The organism is Plantactinospora sp. WMMB782, assembly GCF_049179135.1.
GTDB lineage: Bacteria > Actinomycetota > Actinomycetes > Mycobacteriales > Micromonosporaceae > Plantactinospora.
The window spans coordinates 4248254-4263037 of record NZ_JBMHMC010000007.1; the positions used below are offsets into that span (position 1 = coordinate 4248254).

Genomic DNA, 14784 nt, shown 5'->3' on the forward strand with positions numbered 1-14784 from the left:
TCGCTCAGAACACCTCCGCGAGACCGGCCTCCTGGAGCGGGTGCGCGCCCCGGTGCCGGCCGGGCACCTCGCCGCAGAGCCGGGGGGTTGGGAAGATCTTGCCGGGGTTGGCCAGCGAGCGCGGGTCGAAGGCGCAGCGCAGCAACTGCATGGTGTCCAGGTCGTCCTCGGTGTACATCCGGGGCAGGTACTTCGCCTTGTCCATCCCGACCCCGTGCTCCCCGGTGATCGACCCGCCGTACTCGACGCAGAGGTCGAGGATGGCGCCGGAGAGTTCCTCGGCGCGTTCGGCCTGCCCGTCGACGGCGTCGTCGAAGAGCACCAGCGGGTGCAGGTTGCCGTCCCCGGCGTGGAAGACGTTCGCCACCCGGATGCCCCGCTCGGCGGCGAGTTCGTCGATCCGGCGCAGCACCTCGGGCAGGGCGGTACGCGGGATCACCCCGTCCTGCACGATGTAGTCCGGGCTGATCCGGCCGACCGCCGCGAAGGCGGACTTCCTGCCCTTCCAGAACAGCGCCCGTTCGACGTCGTCGGCGGCGATCCGGATCTCGAACGCGTCGTTGGCCCGGCAGAGCCGCTCCACCTCGGCGAACTGTGCCTCGACCTCGGCGGCCGGGCCGTCAAGTTCGACGATCAGCACCGCCCCCGCCCCGGCCGGATAGCCGCAGTGCACCGCCGCCTCGGCCGCCTCGATGGCGAGCGCGTCCATCATCTCCACCGCCGCCGGCACCACCCCGGCGGCGATGATCGCCGAGGTTGCCGCACCGGCCGCGTCCGTCGTGCGGAAGGCGGCCAGCAGGGTACGCACCGACTCCGGCAACCGGACCAGCCGCACGGTGACCTCGGTGGCGATCCCGAGGGTTCCCTCCGAGCCGACGAAGGCGCCGACGAGGTCGTAACCGGGGCTGTCCGGTGCCGCGCCGCCGAGCCGGACCAGGTCGCCGTCCGGGGTGACCACCTCCAGCCCGAGCACGTGATTGGTGGTGAAGCCGTACTTGAGGCAGTGCGCCCCGCCGGAGTTCTCCGCCACGTTCCCGCCGATGGAGCAGATCTGCTGGCTGGACGGGTCCGGGGCGTAGTAGTAGCCGTCCGGGGTGGCGGCCCGGGTCACCGCCAGGTTGATCACGCCCGGCTCGACGACCGCCCGTTCGTCGGCGGGCAGCACCTCCCGGATGGCGCGCAGCCGGGAGGTGACGACCAGCACCCCGTCGGGATGTGGCAGGGCGCCGCCGGAGAGCCCGGTGCCGGAGCCCCGAGCCACGAACGGCACGCCCGCGGCGACGCAGGCCCGGACCACCAGAGCACACTCCGGAGCGGTCCCCGGCAGCACCACGAGCGCTGGCACCACGCGGTACTGGGCCAGCCCGTCGCACTCGTAGGTCCGTAACCGGGCCCGGTCGTCGATCACCTGCTCGGCGCCGAGCGCGCCGCGCAGCTCACCGGCCAACCTCTCGATCACCGTCGCGGCCATCGTCGACCTCCGGTCGTCTCCACGCTGGTCAGCGCATCCGCTCGTCGCCGGCCCAGAGCATCCGGCTCAGGGCATCGGGCTCAGGGCATCCGTTCGTAGGCCGGCAGGGTGAGGAAGTCGACGAACTCGTCGGCCGCGGCGACCTCCATGAACAGGCCGCGTGCCTCGGCGTACCGGCCGGGGTCGGCGCCGAGTTTCGCGATCTCCTCGTCGGCGATCCGCTCGACGAGTTCCCGGGTGACCCGGACGCCGGTGTCCAGGGTGACGTCGTTGTGCAGCCACTGCCAGACCTGGGAGCGGGAGATCTCGGCGGTCGCGGCGTCCTCCATCAGGTTGAAGACGGCGACCGCACCCGAACCGGCCAGCCAGCTCGCCAGGTACTGGATCCCGACGCTCACGTCGTTGCGCAGCCCCGCCTCGGTCGGTGTGCCGGGGGTGGCCGCCACGTCCAGCAGTTGCGCCGCGCTCACCGCCACCTCCTCGCGGGTCCGGTCGAGCTGGTGCGGCCGGTCCCCGAGTACGCCGTCGAAGACCTCGCGGCAGACCGGCACCAGGTCGGGGTGGGCCACCCAGGAGCCGTCGAAGCCGTCGTTCGCCTCCCGGGTCTTGTCGTCGCGGACCTTGGCCAGTGCCGTCTCGTTGACCGCCGGGTCGCGCCGGCTGGGGATGAAGGCAGCCATCCCGCCGATCGCGTGCGCGCCGCGCCGGTGGCAGGTCCGGACCAGCAGTTCGGTGTACGCCCGCATGAACGGCGCGGTCATCGTCACCGCGTTCCGGTCCGGCAGCAGGAACTCGGCGCCCCGGGTGCGGAACTTCTTGATCACGCTGAACATGTAGTCCCAGCGTCCGGCGTTCAGCCCGGCGGAGTGCTCGCGCAGCTCGTAGAGGATCTCGTCCATCTCGAACGCGGCCGGGAAGGTCTCGATCAGTACGGTGGCCCGGATCGTGCCGCGCGGGATGCCGAGCTGCTCCTGGGCGGCCACGAAGACGTCGTTCCAGAGCCGCGCCTCCAGATGGCTCTCCAGCTTCGGCAGGTAGAAGTAGGGGCCGGAGCCGGCGTCGAGCTGCGGCCGGGCGCAGTGGAAGAAGTAGAGGCCGAAGTCGACAAGACTGCCCGAGGTGCGTTCGCCGTCGACCAGGATGTGCTTTTCCGGCAGGTGCCAGCCGCGCGGCCGGACCACTATGGTGGCCAGTTCGCCGTCGCGCAGCCGGTAGTGCTTCCCCTCCGGGGTGTGCAGCTCCAGCTTGCGGGCGATCGCGTCCCGGAGGTTGAGCTGTCCCTCGATCACGTTCTGCCAGAGCGGCGTGTTGGCGTCCTCGTGGTCGGCGAGCCAGACCTTGGCGCCGGAGTTGAGCGCGTTGATCGTCATCTTGGCGTCGGTCGGCCCGGTGATCTCGACCCGCCGGTCGACCAGCCCGGGTGCCGGCTCGGCGACCCGCCAGTCCCCGGCCCGGACGTCCGCCGTCTCGGGCAGGAAGTCCAGGGTGCCACCGTCGGCCAGCTCCGCCGCCCGCTCGTCGCGGCGGGCCAGCAACTCCCGGCGGCGGCCGTCGAACGACCGGTGCAGCCGAGCGACGAAGTCGAGGGCCTCGCCGGTCAGGATCTCCGCATAGCGGTCGCTCATCGGTCCGGTGACCTGGACGCCATCCGGCAGGTTCATCGCCGACCTCCTCGTTGGTGATCCCTCGGGTCAGGGTACGGCGCTCCGCACGCTCCGGCGCGCCGTGCGCCGGGCCGGAAAGGAAGGGCCCCTTCTTATCGTTTTTTGTATAGGAAGGGGCCCTTCCTGGCACCTCAGCGGATGGCGCCGCCGTTGGCGCGGCAGGTGTCGCGGACGTGCCAGAAGTCGGCGAGGTAGTCGTCGTGGATGCCCCGGCCCATGATCCGGAGCATCGCCTCGTCGGCCTGGCGCAGCGCGGATACGTTGTAGTTGTGGCTGCCGGTGAAGACCCGGGGCACGATGTCGTCGTCGTACGCGCCGTCGATGATCATGTATTTGTTGTGCGTCCGGATGTCCCGGCCCGGCCCTACGTTGTAGTGGCACTTGGTGAGCTGGACGTTGCTGCCCAGCGCGTTCAGCACCCCGCTGTTCGCCTCGCTGTAGACGACGTCGACCCAGCAGCCGGCGTTGCGCAGCGCGGTGAGTTTCTTGGCCACCTCGGGGCGGTTGAACGAGAACATGTTGACCCGTACGTCGGTCTGCCGGCGGGTGCCGTTGTCGTCGTAGTAGCAGGAGGCGACCGAGTCGAGCACGCTGACGACGGTGTCGGTGGCCGGGTCGCTGACCGGCTGCCCGGAGCGCTCCCGCCGGGGGAAGAAGTACGCCCGGTAGGTGCTGCCGGTCGGGGTGCCCCAGTAGTAGTCGTTGTTCCCGGCCGAGTTGTAGCGGTGGGACCGCAGGTCCGCGAAGTACTGCCGGTACGCCTGGTAGGTGGTGGCGTCGCTGAACGTCAACCCGTTGTTGTACGCCTCGTTCGCGTCCCACCAGCCGAGGTTCGCCGAGCCCTGGAAGACCACGTTGGACACCGTCGAGCCGTCGTTGCGCACGATGCTGGAGGCGGTCAGGAACTTGTTGTGGTTGTAGGCGGTGACCGACGAGTCGGTGTAGTCGATCCGTCGGGTACCGATGCAGCCCCGGTCGGCGTTCGGGAACTTGTCGGCACAGTGCACGATGTACGACCCGGCGGTGTCGTTGTTGCCGAGCACCGGCAGCAGCCGCTGGTACGGCCGCTGGCTGACCTGCTCGTGGTCCAGGATGATTTTGACGCGTACCCCCCGCTGGTGCGCGTTCAGCAGCCGGCCGGGCAGGTCGGGCGTGGTCGCCGAGTCGGTGACGTCGGTGACGCCGAACCCGAACCAGGACATCTGGATCTCGCCGCCGGCCGGTACCCGGTCGATGATCCGGGCGAGCTGGACGAAGATGGCGTTCTGTTGGGCGGCCGTGCCGGTCGGGCGATTGAAGACCGCGTCGTTCATCGTCGGATCCGGCTCGGCGGCGGCGGCCGGGCCGGCGCCCAGCAGCGGTAGCGTGCCGGCGGCGAGTATGAAGACGAGTGCCGACCGGGCGGCCAGGCGTGGAGAATATCTACGTATCGGCATGGCTAGATGATCGCACCGAACTGTGACCGACGGAACCACCGTGCCCGGTACGGATCGCCGGCCCGGCGCGGTTACCGCAAACGTGAGCGGTCGGGACGTGAGCGGTCGGGACTTGCACGACGTGAGCGGTCGGGACGTGGACGTGCTGGTGGTCGGCGCCGGTCAGGCGGGGCTGTCCGCCGGCTACTTCCTGGGCCGGTCCGGCTTCGCCCCGGAGACCGGATACGTGCTGCTCGACGGCGGCGCCGGGCCGGGCGGCGCCTGGCGGGACCGCTGGCCGACGCTGCGGATGGCCGCCGTGCACGGGGTGCACGACCTGCCCGGCCGCCCGCTCGGCGAGGTCGACCCGGACCGCCCGGCCGCCGAGGTGGTCGCCGGCTACTTCGCGGCGTACGAGCGGGAGTTCGGCCTGCCGGTGCACCGACCCGTGCGGGTGACCGGGGTGCACGACCGACCCGACGGCCGGCTGGCCGTACAGACCGACGCGGGCGAGTGGCGGACCCGGGCGCTGGTCAACGCCACCGGCACCTGGCGGCACCCGTTCTGGCCGCACTATCCCGGGCAGGAGTCGTTCGCCGGCCGGCAACTGCACACCGCCGACTACCGGGGACCGGCCGAGTTCGCCGGCCGCCGGGTGGTGGTCGTCGGTGGCGGCACCTCCGCCCTGCAACTGCTGGACGAGGTCGCCACGGTCGCCGCCGAGACCCGCTGGGTCACCCGGCGACCGCCGGTGATCGCCGAGGGGAGGTACACCCCGGAGTGGGGCCGGGCCGCGGTGGCCCGGGTCGACGCGACGGTACGTGCCGGCCTGCCGCCGACGAGCGTCGTCGCGGCCACCGGTCTGGTGTGGACGGACCAGTTGCGCCGGATGCGGGAGCGCGGCCTGCTGGACCGGCTGCCGATGTTCACCCGGATCGTCCCCGAGGGCGTCGTCTGGGCCGACGGCACCCGGTTCGCCGCCGACGTCATCCTCTGGTGCACCGGCTTCCGGGCCGTACTCGACCACCTGGCGCCGCTGCGACTGCGCGGCCCGGGAGGCGGGATCGTGATGGACGGCACCCGGGTGGTCGCCGACGAGCGGGTACACCTGATCGGGTACGGGCCGTCGGCGAGCACGATCGGCGCGAACCGGGCCGGCCGGACCGCCGTACGGGAGATCCGGCAGTTGCTCGACCGGCACCGGGCTCCCGCCGAAACACCGCGCTGAACTGCTGAAACGTCCGGACTGTGCGGGCCGGTGCGGCCCGTAGCACGACCCGCCGGACGACTCGCCGCATTTGACGGATCGGGTTGGAAGCGGCAACGTAGGGCAAGTACGGCCCGTCGCCCGTGCCGAGTGCCCGGGGTGACCCGCAGCGGCCGTACCCAGGCGTCAGCCCGGTCCGCAGCAGTGTGTGGACCAGACGAACGGGCTGGCTACATGACCGATGCCACCGCGATCTCCGATGGCCGCAGCCGGCCTGACGCGGATGCCCGGGACAGCCCGCCGTCGGGCGTACGGGCCGAGCACACGACAATCCACGAGGAGTCCGCATGCTCACCATGACCGAGAACGCCGTACTCGTGATCCGGGACCTGACCGCCCGGCAGGAGGTGCCGAACGGCGCCGGCCTGCGTATCGCCAGCGACCTCTCCGCCGGGTCGCTCAACCTCACCCTGGCGGAGAGCCCCGCCCAGGGCGACCAGGTGGTGGACAGCGACGGCGCCCGGGTCTTCCTCGACCCGCAGGCCGCGCAGATCCTCGACGACAAGGCCCTGGACGCGGCCGTGGACGCGCAGGGCGCGGTGCAGTTCGGCTTCGCCGAGCAGGGCCAGGGCGGTTTCCCGGAGCAGGGCCAGGGCCCGACCGGCTGACCCGAGCCAGGGCCCGACCGGCTGACCCGGGCCCCCGTCCCGACGCTCTGAGCAGAGCCAGGACTCGATCGTCCGACCCGGGCCGGGCCGACAACTGACGCCGTAGACCCGGAGCCACGCCAGGGCCGGGTCTCCCGCCGGCTGGGATCGCCGGTGGGAGATCCGGCCGGCGTTCCGGTACTGTCCACCTGTGCACCGGTGCTTCCCGATCACCCCGCCGCCGCGCCCCTGAGCGGGGCGACGACCCCGGCGCGTCGTGCCGATCCGGCCGACGCGCCGTTTCCTGGTTGACCCGGGCTCGCCCCGCTTCCGCGACCGATCCCTTCTCCCGTCGCAGGAGCGCGAACCCTCATGCACACCTCCGCAACCCCGTTTGTCCCCGTGCGCCGGCACACCGGTGCCGGCCTGTGGCTTCTCGTCGTCTCCGGCACGCTCTGGGGCACCGGTGGGCTCACCGGCAGCCTGCTGGGTCGGCACACCGGACTCGCCCCGGTCGCGGTCGCCGGCTACCGGCTGGCCGTCGGCGGAACCCTGATCGTGACGTTTCTCGTCCTCACCGGTCGTCGCCCGCCGCGCGGCCGGGCGGCCTGGGCCCGGATCGCCGTCCTCGGCGTACTGGCCGCGCTGTACCAGGCCTGTTACTTCGGCGCGGTGTCGCTGACCTCGGTCAGCCTGGCCACCCTGGTCACCATCGGTGCCGCGCCACTGCTGGTGCTCGGTGTGGAGGCGGTCACCGGCCGGCGTCGGCTGGACCGGCGGACCACCGGCACCTGCGCGCTGGCGGTGGCCGGGCTGCTGCTGGTCGGGCTGCCGGCCGGCGACTTCGGCGGACTCGCCGTACTCGGCAGCGCGTCGTTGGCACTGGTCTCGGCCGCCGGTTTCGCCGCCATCACCCTGGTCGGCGCCCGGCCGGTCGCGGGACTCGACGAACTCGCCGGCACCGGGTACGGCTTCACCCTCGGCGGGCTGCTGCTGGTTCCGGTGGCTGCCGGCACCGTCGGGCTCGGCTTCCAGCCCGGTGCGGCCGCCCTCGGGTTGCTTGTCGCGCTCGGGATCGGGCCGACCGCTGTGGCGTACCTGTGCTACTTCCGGGGGCTGCGCACCGTCCAGCCCGGCACGGCGGCGCTACTGGTCCTGTTGGAGCCGCTGGTCGGGGCGGTGCTGGCCGCCCTGCTCCTCGGCGACCGGCTGGGCCCGGCCGGCCTGCTCGGCGCGGCACTGCTGGGTACGGCGGTGCTGCGCGCCGCCCGCGCACCGGAGGCCCGCGGCAGAGTCGACCGAGCCGTCCCCGCACGAGCGGCGGGAGCCGACCGGGCCTCGTAGAGTCGGACGGAGCCACGAACCGTCCCCGCCCGGCGCCGTCCCGGGCGGTGACGGTCCCGGGCGGTGACGGTCCCGGGCGGGAACGAGGGAGCGGGAGACGATGACCGAGCCGCCGATCGTGCTGCGCCCGGCGACTCCGGCCGACACGGACGCGGTACTCGAACTGCACCTGCGCAGCCGTGCGGCGTACCAGCGGGCGGTCCGGCCGGCGGCGGAGATCGCCGCGACCGACGCGGTGCTGCGGGAGCGCCGGGACAGCTACTACGGGGCGTTGCTCGGCTCGCCGGAGGTCGACGGCTGCGTCGCGGTACGCGGTGATCGGGTGGTCGGCTTCACCCTCGCCGGCCCGGTCAACCATCCGGACCCGTTCCCCGGCACCACGGTCGAGCTTTACAAGATCCATGTCGACCCCGGGCAGTGGGGCCGGGGCACGGCCGGCCGACTGCTCGCCCGGTGCGTCGACCGGTGGCGGGCGGCCGGGGTCGACTCCGCCCGGCTCTTCGTCTGGGATTTCAACGAGCGGGCCCGCCGCTTCTACGCCCGCAACGGCTGGGTGGACGACGGCCACCGCCGGCCGGACGACCCGCGCATCGGACAGTACCGGATGCGGGGCTACCGGCTGACGGTGTCGACGGCACCCACCGGCGGGCCGCCCGCGCCCGACGGTGCCGGTGGCTCGCCCGCGCCGGACGGTGCCGGTGGCTCGCCCGCGCCGGACGGTGCCGGTGGCTCGCCCGCGCCGGACGGTGCCGGTGGCTCGCCCGCGCCGGACGGTGCCGGTGTCTCGCCCGCGCCGGACGGTGCGCGACCGGCGGTGCGCGGCGGTTGACCGCTGCGCGCGCCTGCGCCCGCCGGGGCGACGGGCCGGGCCCGCCCGGTGGGCCGGGCCTGTGCAACGGGCTCGGCCTGTGCAACGGGCTCGGCCTGCGGCACGGGTTCGGTCGGAGCGGTGGGCCCGGCCTTGGTGGTGGGCCCGGGTGGGTCGGCCAGCCGGACCAGCTCCGGCAGCACCTCGCCGAGCGGCGCGTCGAGGGTCAGTTCGGCGTAGTCGTCGCCCCGGGTCGGGCCCTGGTTGACGATCACCACCGGGATGCCGAGCTTCGCGGCCCGGATCACGAACCGGCGGCCGGACATCACCGTCAGGGACGAGCCGAGCACCAGCAGCAGCCGGGCGCGCTCCACCAGGTCGAAGCAGGTCCGGACCCGGTCCGCCGGTACGGTCTCGCCGAAGAAGACCACGTCCGGCTTGAGCATGCCACCTGGGCAGGACCGGCAGTCCACGGTCCGGAAGCCGTCGACAAGCTCGTCCGGCAGCTCGACGTCGCCGTCCGGGTTGACGGTCTCGACCCGGGCGGCGAACCGGGGGTTGGCGGCGCGCAACCGCTGGTCCAGCGTCTCCCGGTCGGTGATCTCGCCGCAGCCCAGGCAGACCACCCGGGCCAGGCTGCCGTGCAGCTCGAGCACGGAACTGGCGCCACCCGCCTGGTGCAGCCCGTCCACGTTCTGGGTGAGGATTCCGGCCAGCAGCCCACGACGGTCGAGTTCGGCGACCGCCCGGTGCCCGACGTTCGGCGCGGCCCGGGCGATGGTCCGCCAGCCGAGGTGGCTGCGTGCCCAGTACCGGCGCCGGGCCAGCGGCTCGCCGACGAAGGTCTGGTACGTCATCGGGGTGTGCCGGCGCAAGGCCCCGCTCGGCCCCCGGTAGTCGGGAATCCCGGAGTCGGTCGACAGGCCGGCACCGCTGAGCACCACGACGTCGCCGCCGGCCAGCAGTCGGGCCAGCGGGGCGTATCCTCCGGCGCTCGGGTCGTCCACCCCTCCATGCTGCCTCGCCGTACGCCGCCGCGGCGAACGGGTGCCCGGGCTGAGCCGTCCGTGCGCGCCGCAGGGTGGGCCGTCCGTGCGCGCCGCACGCTGGGCCGTCCGGGCGGCGCAGGGTGGGCCGTCCGTGCGGTGCGCGGCGCCGGTGCGCCGTCAGGCGGGTGCCGCCGCGTCGGCCGGTGGGGTGCGGAAGGTGAGCGGTTCGGAGAGCGGGCTCATGGTGTAACCCGAACCAACCAGCGCGGCGGCCCGGACCGCCACCGTGTACTCGGTGTCCGGGGTCAGCGCGACGAAGGTGACGGTGTTGAACGGCATCGAGGAGAAGCCCTGCCACTCGCCGTCGACCAGCCGCTGCATCGAATACCGGAAAACCGGGCCGGTGGGGCGGGTCCAGGTCAGGGTGGCACCGGTCGGGGTGATGTCGGTGGCCACCGGTTGACCGGGCGACGGCAGCGGGATCAGCGGATCGGCCTGCGCGGGCGTGGCCGACAGGGCCAGTAGGGCCACGGCGAGCAGAGCGGTACGTAGCAGGGCGGGCAGGATGCGTCCGGGCATGGCGAGAGCCTTTCTGGAGGTACGACTGCGGAAACGCCCGGTCCCGGCAGAACTATCTAACTATGTCGATGTGTGGCTGTCCAGGACCGGTGTCCTCGATCGGACAGGCGTACTAAGTGTGGTCATGTGTTGACGGAGAGTAATGTCGGCGGCGGGGTAGGTACCGCCCTCCTGGGCACGGCCACCATCCGCCGTGGCCACGCTCGCAATCCCTCGTCCACGGGCCGGCAGCCGGCCCGACCCAGCAAGGAGCACCACCATGTCCGAAAACACCGAGGCCAGGCTCAGCAAAGACGAACTGCCGGCCGACGCCGTCGGCGAACAACCACCCGCCGAGGGCATCGACGAGGGGGCCGGGGTAGCGGCCGTACCCGCCACCGCGGCCGGACTGCCGGCCACCGCCCAGGGCCACTTCGCCGTGGTGAACGCCAACGGGACCCTTGCCCGAGGGTTCGGCGTCCTCTCGTCCAGCCGGATCACCACCGGCCAGTACCAGGTGGTCTTCATCCAGAGTGTGGTCCGGTCGGCCTTCACCGCCACGCTCGGCCTGACCGGCAGCCTCGGCGCCTCGCCACCCGGCGAGATCGCCGTGGTCGGCCGGGCCGGCAACGCCAACGGGGTCTTCGTGCAGACGTTCACAAGTGCCGGCGTACCCGCCGACCGCTCGTTCCACCTGCACGTTTCGTCCTGACCGGCGTATCCCCGGACGTCCGGCCGGCGCGCCACCGGCCGGGCGTCCCCGGCCAGGCGTTGATCGCCTGGCCCCGGTCCCCGCGGTGCGGCCCGGCGCCGCGGGGACCGGCCCCGCCGCGGTCCTACGGGCGTGGCCCGTGTGCGTCCCGTCGGCGCCCGGCTGGCTCGACGCTTCCGGGCCAGCCGCGCCGCGCGCGGTGTCCCGACAATCCCGACTCCGGCCCGCGCAGTTCCGGGGGTGCGCGGCCCGGCACGCAGTCCTGCAGGGCGCCCGGCCATCGTCGCTCGGCGGTGCTAGCCGGCGGGCTGGGGCCGACCACGAGCGCGCGGCGCCGCCGGTGCATCGTGGCGTCGCCGCGCTCTGGCCGTCTCCCGCCCGCGCAGCCAATCGGCGGTACGCCCAGCGGGGACCTGGCTCGACCGGTCCGCCCTGCGGGTCGTTCCGGCTGGATGTGGCGTTCCCCACCCCGGCCGAAAGCAAACCCGGTCATTCGTCGGACCTGGTAGAAGCCGGCGGTACCGGCCCGATCCGAAGGTCCCAGCGGTCACATCCGTCGCAATCTGCCCGGAATCAACGCACCGGTTTCTGGGTAAGGAAGACGGCATGGAGCACTTCACTATCGCTACCGTCGCCGAGGAGAGCCCGGACTTCCGCCGGGTGTTGTGGACCGGCAAGCACACCCAGTTGGTCATCATGACGATCCCGCCGGGCGGCGAGATCGGCGAGGAGGTGCACGAGGAGATCGACCAGATCCTCACCTTCGTCAGCGGCACCGGTGAGGCCCGGGTCAGCGGCCAGACCCGCAAGGTGGCCCAGGGTGACCTGGTGGTCGTACCGGCCGGTCGCAAGCACAACTTCGTCAACACCGGCCCAAACCCGCTGGTGCTCTACACCATCTACGGCCCTCCGGAGCACGCCGACCAGGCGGTGCACCACACCAAGGAGGAGGCCGACGCGATGGAGGAGGCCGGTAAGGACGAGCCGCCGACGAGCTGAACCGGCGTTCCGCCGGTGCGGGTCGTTCCGACCAACTGACAAACGGCCGCGTTCAGTCCGACCGCTCCGCGAGGAGGTCGAGGGTGAGCGCGGCCGTCCAGCTGAAGGCCGGGGAACCGATCCCGGCGCCGCTGTCGGGATGGAAGTACTCGTAGTGGCCGGAGCGCCGGGCCAGGTCGAGCAGGGCCGAGCGCAGCGTTTCGGCCAGTCCGTGCCGTCCGTGCGTACGCAGGCCGGCCCGGAGCAGCCAGTTGATGTTGAACCAGACCGGACCCCGCCAGTACCGGTACGCGTCGAAGTCGACGGCGGAGCGGTCGTAGCTGGGTACCGGCACGGGCCAGATCCCGAACCGTGCCGACTCCAGCGCGGCCACCAGACTCACCACCTGCGCGGTCGGCAACCCCGGCAGGACCAGTGGCAGCAGTCCGTTGACGCAGCGGGCCCGACTGTGCCGGCCGGTCCGCACGTCCCGGGCGTGGAACATGCCGGTCTCCGCGACGAAGAGCCGGTCCACAAGTTGCCGGGTCAGTACGCTGGCCCGTTCCCGGTGCGGTGCGGGGTCGGCGCCGACCACCTCGGCGATCCGGGCCAGCGCCAGCTCGGCCGCGCCGCGCAGCGCGTTGAACCCGGGGCACTCGACCAGGAACGGGTGGCGTACCGCCAGGTCCGTGTCGCGGTAGCCGCCGTCCCGGTACGACAGCGCGATGCTCAGGTAGCGGGCGTAGTCGGCGTCGGTGGGACGGTGCGCGGAGGAGACCACCTGGTTGTCCCGCCGGGCGTACCGGCGCAGTACGTCCACCGCCACCGGTACGGCGGCCAGCGCCTCGTCCCAGGACGGACTGTTGTCGAGCCCGGACTCCCACGGGTGCACGATCGCGGCGAGCCCGGCACCGCCCACGTCCCGGGCGGTGGCCAGATACTCCTGCTGGGCGACGAGTCGCGGATAGAGCCAGCGGAGCTGCCCGGTGGCCGCCTCGTCCGGCCTGCGCCGGTAGACCTCCCAGGCGCCGACGGCGTGTACCGGCGGCTGGACGATCCCGCTGGTCGCCCTCGCCGCCCCGGCGCCGTTGCCCGAGACGCCGTTGCCCGAGACGCTGTCGTTCGTGGCGCCGTTGCCCGAGACGCTGTCGTTCGGGGTGCCGTTGCCCGAGACGCTGTCGTTCGGGGTGCCGTTGCCCGTGGCGCTGTCGTTCGGGGTGTCGGGGCGCTGCCGCGGTTCCGGGTTGCCGGTCCAGAAGCTCGGGCCGGGGAAGTAGTCGCGTTCGGTGACTCCCGGGTCGAAGACGATGTGCGGCACCCGACCGTCCGGCCACTGCGCCGTGAAGAGGCTGCGCAGGTCACGCCAGGCCCGGTCCGGGGCGACGTGGGCCAGCCCGACGCTGATGAAGCCGGCGTCCCAGCTCCACTGGTGCGGATAGAGGGTCCGGGACGGCACGGTGTGACTACCGGTCCAATTGGCGGCCAGGATCGCGGCAGCGCCACGCCAGGTTCCGGCGTCGGCCTCGCCGAGGTGGGCCGGGACGTCAGCTGATCCGCTCGACCCGGTTGCCCGGCCGCGCTTCGCGGTGGAGGACATAACCACTCAACGCCTGGTGCCGGTACGCCGTCGTTGTCAACTTTCGGTCCACCCGGCCACCACCGGCAGGCTGTCCACGTCCACCGTCTCCGGGTACTTCAACCCGGCGCCGGTGTTCAGCACCACCACCCGCTCGTCGGCGCGGAGCCAGCCACCGGCCCGGAGCTGCCGTACGGCGGTGAGGCAGGCGGCACCCTCCGGGCAGAGCAGCAGGCCCTCCCGGGCGCCGAACTCGTGCAGGTCGGCGAGGATCGCCTCGTCGTCGACGGCGACCGCGGTACCGGCGGTGTCCCGGAGCGCGTCGAGGACGAGTTCGTCGCCGAGCGGCGCCGGCACGTTGATGCCGAAGGCGACCGTCCAGGCGTCGGCCCACGGCTCCGCCCGGGGTGCCCCGGCAGCGAAGGCGCGCACGATCGGGGCGCAGCCGGTGGACTGCACGGCGACCAGCCGGGGCAGGGTCCCGCCGATCCAGCCGAGTTCCCGCAGCTCGTGCAGTGCCTTGTGGATGCCGATCAGCCCCACCCCGCCGCCGGTCGGATAGACGATCACGTCCGGCACCTGCCAGCCGAGCTGCTCGACGATCTCGTATCCCATGGTCTTCTTGCCCTCCAGCCGGTACGGCTCCCGGAGGGTGCCCACGTCGAAGATCTCCCCACCGGGGGAGCCGCCCCGCTCGGCGACCAGTTGCCCGACGTACCGGCCGGCGTCGCCGATCAGGCCGTCGACGAGGTGCAGTTCCGCGCCGGCCGCCACACACTCCCGACGGGTGATGGTCGGCGCACCGAGCGGCATCGCGATCGTCGCCCGCAGCCCGGCCCGGGCGGCGTAGCTGGCCCAGGCCGCACCCGCGTTCCCGTTGGTCGGCATCGCCACGTGCCGGATGCCCAGCTCACGGGCCCGGGAGACGCCGACGGCCGCACCCCGGGCCTTGAACGACCCGGTGGGCACCAGCCCCTCGTCCTTGACCAGCAGTCCCGGTACGCCTACCGACTCGCCGTACCGGGCCGCCGGCAGCAGCGGGGTCCAGCCCTCGCCGAAGGTGGTGACGTGCCGGTCCTCGGCCACCGGCAGCAGTTCGCGGTATCGCCACAGGTCGGCCGGGCGTCCCGCCAGCGCGGTCGGGTCCACCGCCTCGCGTACCCGGGCCAGGTCGTACCGGGCCAGCAGCGGCGAGCCGCACGGGCAGAGGTTCTGCGGGCGGTCGGCGGGATGGCTGCGGTCGCAGCGCGGGCAGTGCAGGTGGGTCAGGTACACGGCGGCGGCCTCCGGGACCTCGGTTTCCTCCATGATCCCTGCCGGGCGCCCAGCCGGCGAGGTAACCGCCGCAGGTCGGCCGCCCGCAGGACGGATCGGTGGACCGGATCGGTGGGCCGGATCGGTGGGCCGGATTCGGT

12 protein-coding genes and 1 pseudogene are annotated in these 14784 nt (G+C 72.9%); 6 read left to right on the forward strand and 7 right to left on the reverse strand.

The genetic code is table 11. The features are described from left to right. Positions 1 to 4: 4 nt before the first annotated feature. From ACN28A_RS21400 to ACN28A_RS21410, 3 genes are all read right to left on the reverse strand, one after another. Positions 5 to 1471 carry an FAD-linked oxidase C-terminal domain-containing protein gene (locus ACN28A_RS21400; RefSeq protein WP_421397377.1) on the reverse strand — a complete coding sequence of 489 codons (1467 nt, stop codon included), beginning with the start codon at positions 1469 to 1471 and terminating at the stop codon, positions 5 to 7. 80 nt (positions 1472 to 1551) lie between these two features. Further along, positions 1552 to 3132 (reverse strand): malate synthase A, encoded by a 1581-nt coding sequence (gene aceB / locus ACN28A_RS21405; RefSeq protein ID WP_421397379.1) that lies wholly within the window; start codon positions 3130 to 3132, stop codon positions 1552 to 1554. A gap of 134 nt (positions 3133 to 3266) precedes the next feature. Further along, positions 3267 to 4571, reverse strand: coding sequence for a phospholipase D-like domain-containing protein (locus ACN28A_RS21410; RefSeq protein ID WP_421397381.1), 1305 nt, complete (start codon positions 4569 to 4571; stop codon positions 3267 to 3269). A gap of 97 nt (positions 4572 to 4668) precedes the next feature. Here ACN28A_RS21410 and ACN28A_RS21415 point away from each other — a divergent pair, with 97 nt between their 5' ends. From ACN28A_RS21415 to ACN28A_RS21430, 4 genes are all read left to right on the forward strand, one after another. After that, positions 4669 to 5778 carry an NAD(P)-binding domain-containing protein gene (locus ACN28A_RS21415; RefSeq protein ID WP_421397383.1) on the forward strand — a complete coding sequence of 370 codons (1110 nt, stop codon included), beginning with the start codon at positions 4669 to 4671 and terminating at the stop codon, positions 5776 to 5778. 326 nt (positions 5779 to 6104) lie between these two features. After that, a complete protein-coding gene (locus ACN28A_RS21420; RefSeq protein WP_421397384.1) occupies positions 6105 to 6425 on the forward strand; it encodes a HesB/IscA family protein in 321 nt (106 codons plus the stop codon). 351 nt (positions 6426 to 6776) lie between these two features. Next, positions 6777 to 7748 (forward strand): DMT family transporter, encoded by a 972-nt coding sequence (locus ACN28A_RS21425; protein WP_421397385.1) that lies wholly within the window; start codon positions 6777 to 6779, stop codon positions 7746 to 7748. 100 nt (positions 7749 to 7848) lie between these two features. Continuing rightward, positions 7849 to 8577 carry a GNAT family N-acetyltransferase gene (locus tag ACN28A_RS21430; RefSeq protein ID WP_421397386.1) on the forward strand — a complete coding sequence of 243 codons (729 nt, stop codon included), beginning with the start codon at positions 7849 to 7851 and terminating at the stop codon, positions 8575 to 8577. Positions 8578 to 8744: 167 nt separating this feature from the next. Here the strand turns inward: ACN28A_RS21430 and ACN28A_RS21435 are convergent. Then, positions 8745 to 9563, reverse strand: a pseudogene (locus ACN28A_RS21435) (NAD-dependent protein deacetylase); the annotation flags it as partial. Between the two features lie 159 nt (positions 9564 to 9722). Then, complete coding sequence (locus ACN28A_RS21440; RefSeq protein ID WP_421397388.1) at positions 9723 to 10124, reverse strand: fibronectin type III domain-containing protein; 402 nt, start codon at positions 10122 to 10124, stop codon at positions 9723 to 9725. Between the two features lie 259 nt (positions 10125 to 10383). Between ACN28A_RS21440 and ACN28A_RS21445 the strand changes: the two genes are divergently transcribed. Together ACN28A_RS21445 and ACN28A_RS21450 are read left to right on the forward strand one after the other, a co-directional pair. Then, positions 10384 to 10815, forward strand: coding sequence for a hypothetical protein (locus tag ACN28A_RS21445; protein ID WP_421397390.1), 432 nt, complete (start codon positions 10384 to 10386; stop codon positions 10813 to 10815). Positions 10816 to 11421: 606 nt separating this feature from the next. Continuing rightward, entirely contained in the window at positions 11422 to 11814 is a 393-nt protein-coding gene (locus ACN28A_RS21450; RefSeq protein WP_278059569.1) for a cupin domain-containing protein, read from the forward strand. Positions 11815 to 11866: 52 nt separating this feature from the next. On the opposite strand, the gene ACN28A_RS21455 is transcribed toward ACN28A_RS21450, so the two are convergent. Both ACN28A_RS21455 and ACN28A_RS21460 read right to left on the reverse strand, forming a co-directional pair. Continuing rightward, the gene (locus ACN28A_RS21455; protein ID WP_421397391.1) at positions 11867 to 13390 is read right to left on the reverse strand and encodes an MGH1-like glycoside hydrolase domain-containing protein; all 1524 of its coding nucleotides are present in this window, start codon (positions 13388 to 13390) and stop codon (positions 11867 to 11869) included. Positions 13391 to 13426: 36 nt separating this feature from the next. Further along, the gene (locus tag ACN28A_RS21460) at positions 13427 to 14644 is read right to left on the reverse strand and encodes a threonine synthase (protein ID WP_421404551.1); all 1218 of its coding nucleotides are present in this window, start codon (positions 14642 to 14644) and stop codon (positions 13427 to 13429) included. Positions 14645 to 14784 lie beyond the last annotated feature (140 nt).

What these genes read in the sequence shown, in the direction of transcription:
- ACN28A_RS21400 (WP_421397377.1), bottom strand. Translation starts at nt 1,471, where the DNA reads ATGGCCGCGACGGTGATCGAGAGGTTGGCCGGTGAGCTGCGCGGCGCG.
- aceB (WP_421397379.1), bottom strand. Translation starts at nt 3,132, where the DNA reads ATGAACCTGCCGGATGGCGTCCAGGTCACCGGACCGATGAGCGACCGC.
- ACN28A_RS21410 (WP_421397381.1), bottom strand. Translation starts at nt 4,571, where the DNA reads ATGCCGATACGTAGATATTCTCCACGCCTGGCCGCCCGGTCGGCACTC.
- ACN28A_RS21420 (WP_421397384.1), top strand. Translation starts at nt 6,105, where the DNA reads ATGCTCACCATGACCGAGAACGCCGTACTCGTGATCCGGGACCTGACC.
- ACN28A_RS21425 (WP_421397385.1), top strand. Translation starts at nt 6,777, where the DNA reads ATGCACACCTCCGCAACCCCGTTTGTCCCCGTGCGCCGGCACACCGGT.
- ACN28A_RS21430 (WP_421397386.1), top strand. Translation starts at nt 7,849, where the DNA reads ATGACCGAGCCGCCGATCGTGCTGCGCCCGGCGACTCCGGCCGACACG.
- ACN28A_RS21440 (WP_421397388.1), bottom strand. Translation starts at nt 10,124, where the DNA reads ATGCCCGGACGCATCCTGCCCGCCCTGCTACGTACCGCTCTGCTCGCC.
- ACN28A_RS21445 (WP_421397390.1), top strand. Translation starts at nt 10,384, where the DNA reads ATGTCCGAAAACACCGAGGCCAGGCTCAGCAAAGACGAACTGCCGGCC.
- ACN28A_RS21450 (WP_278059569.1), top strand. Translation starts at nt 11,422, where the DNA reads ATGGAGCACTTCACTATCGCTACCGTCGCCGAGGAGAGCCCGGACTTC.
- ACN28A_RS21455 (WP_421397391.1), bottom strand. Translation starts at nt 13,390, where the DNA reads ATGTCCTCCACCGCGAAGCGCGGCCGGGCAACCGGGTCGAGCGGATCA.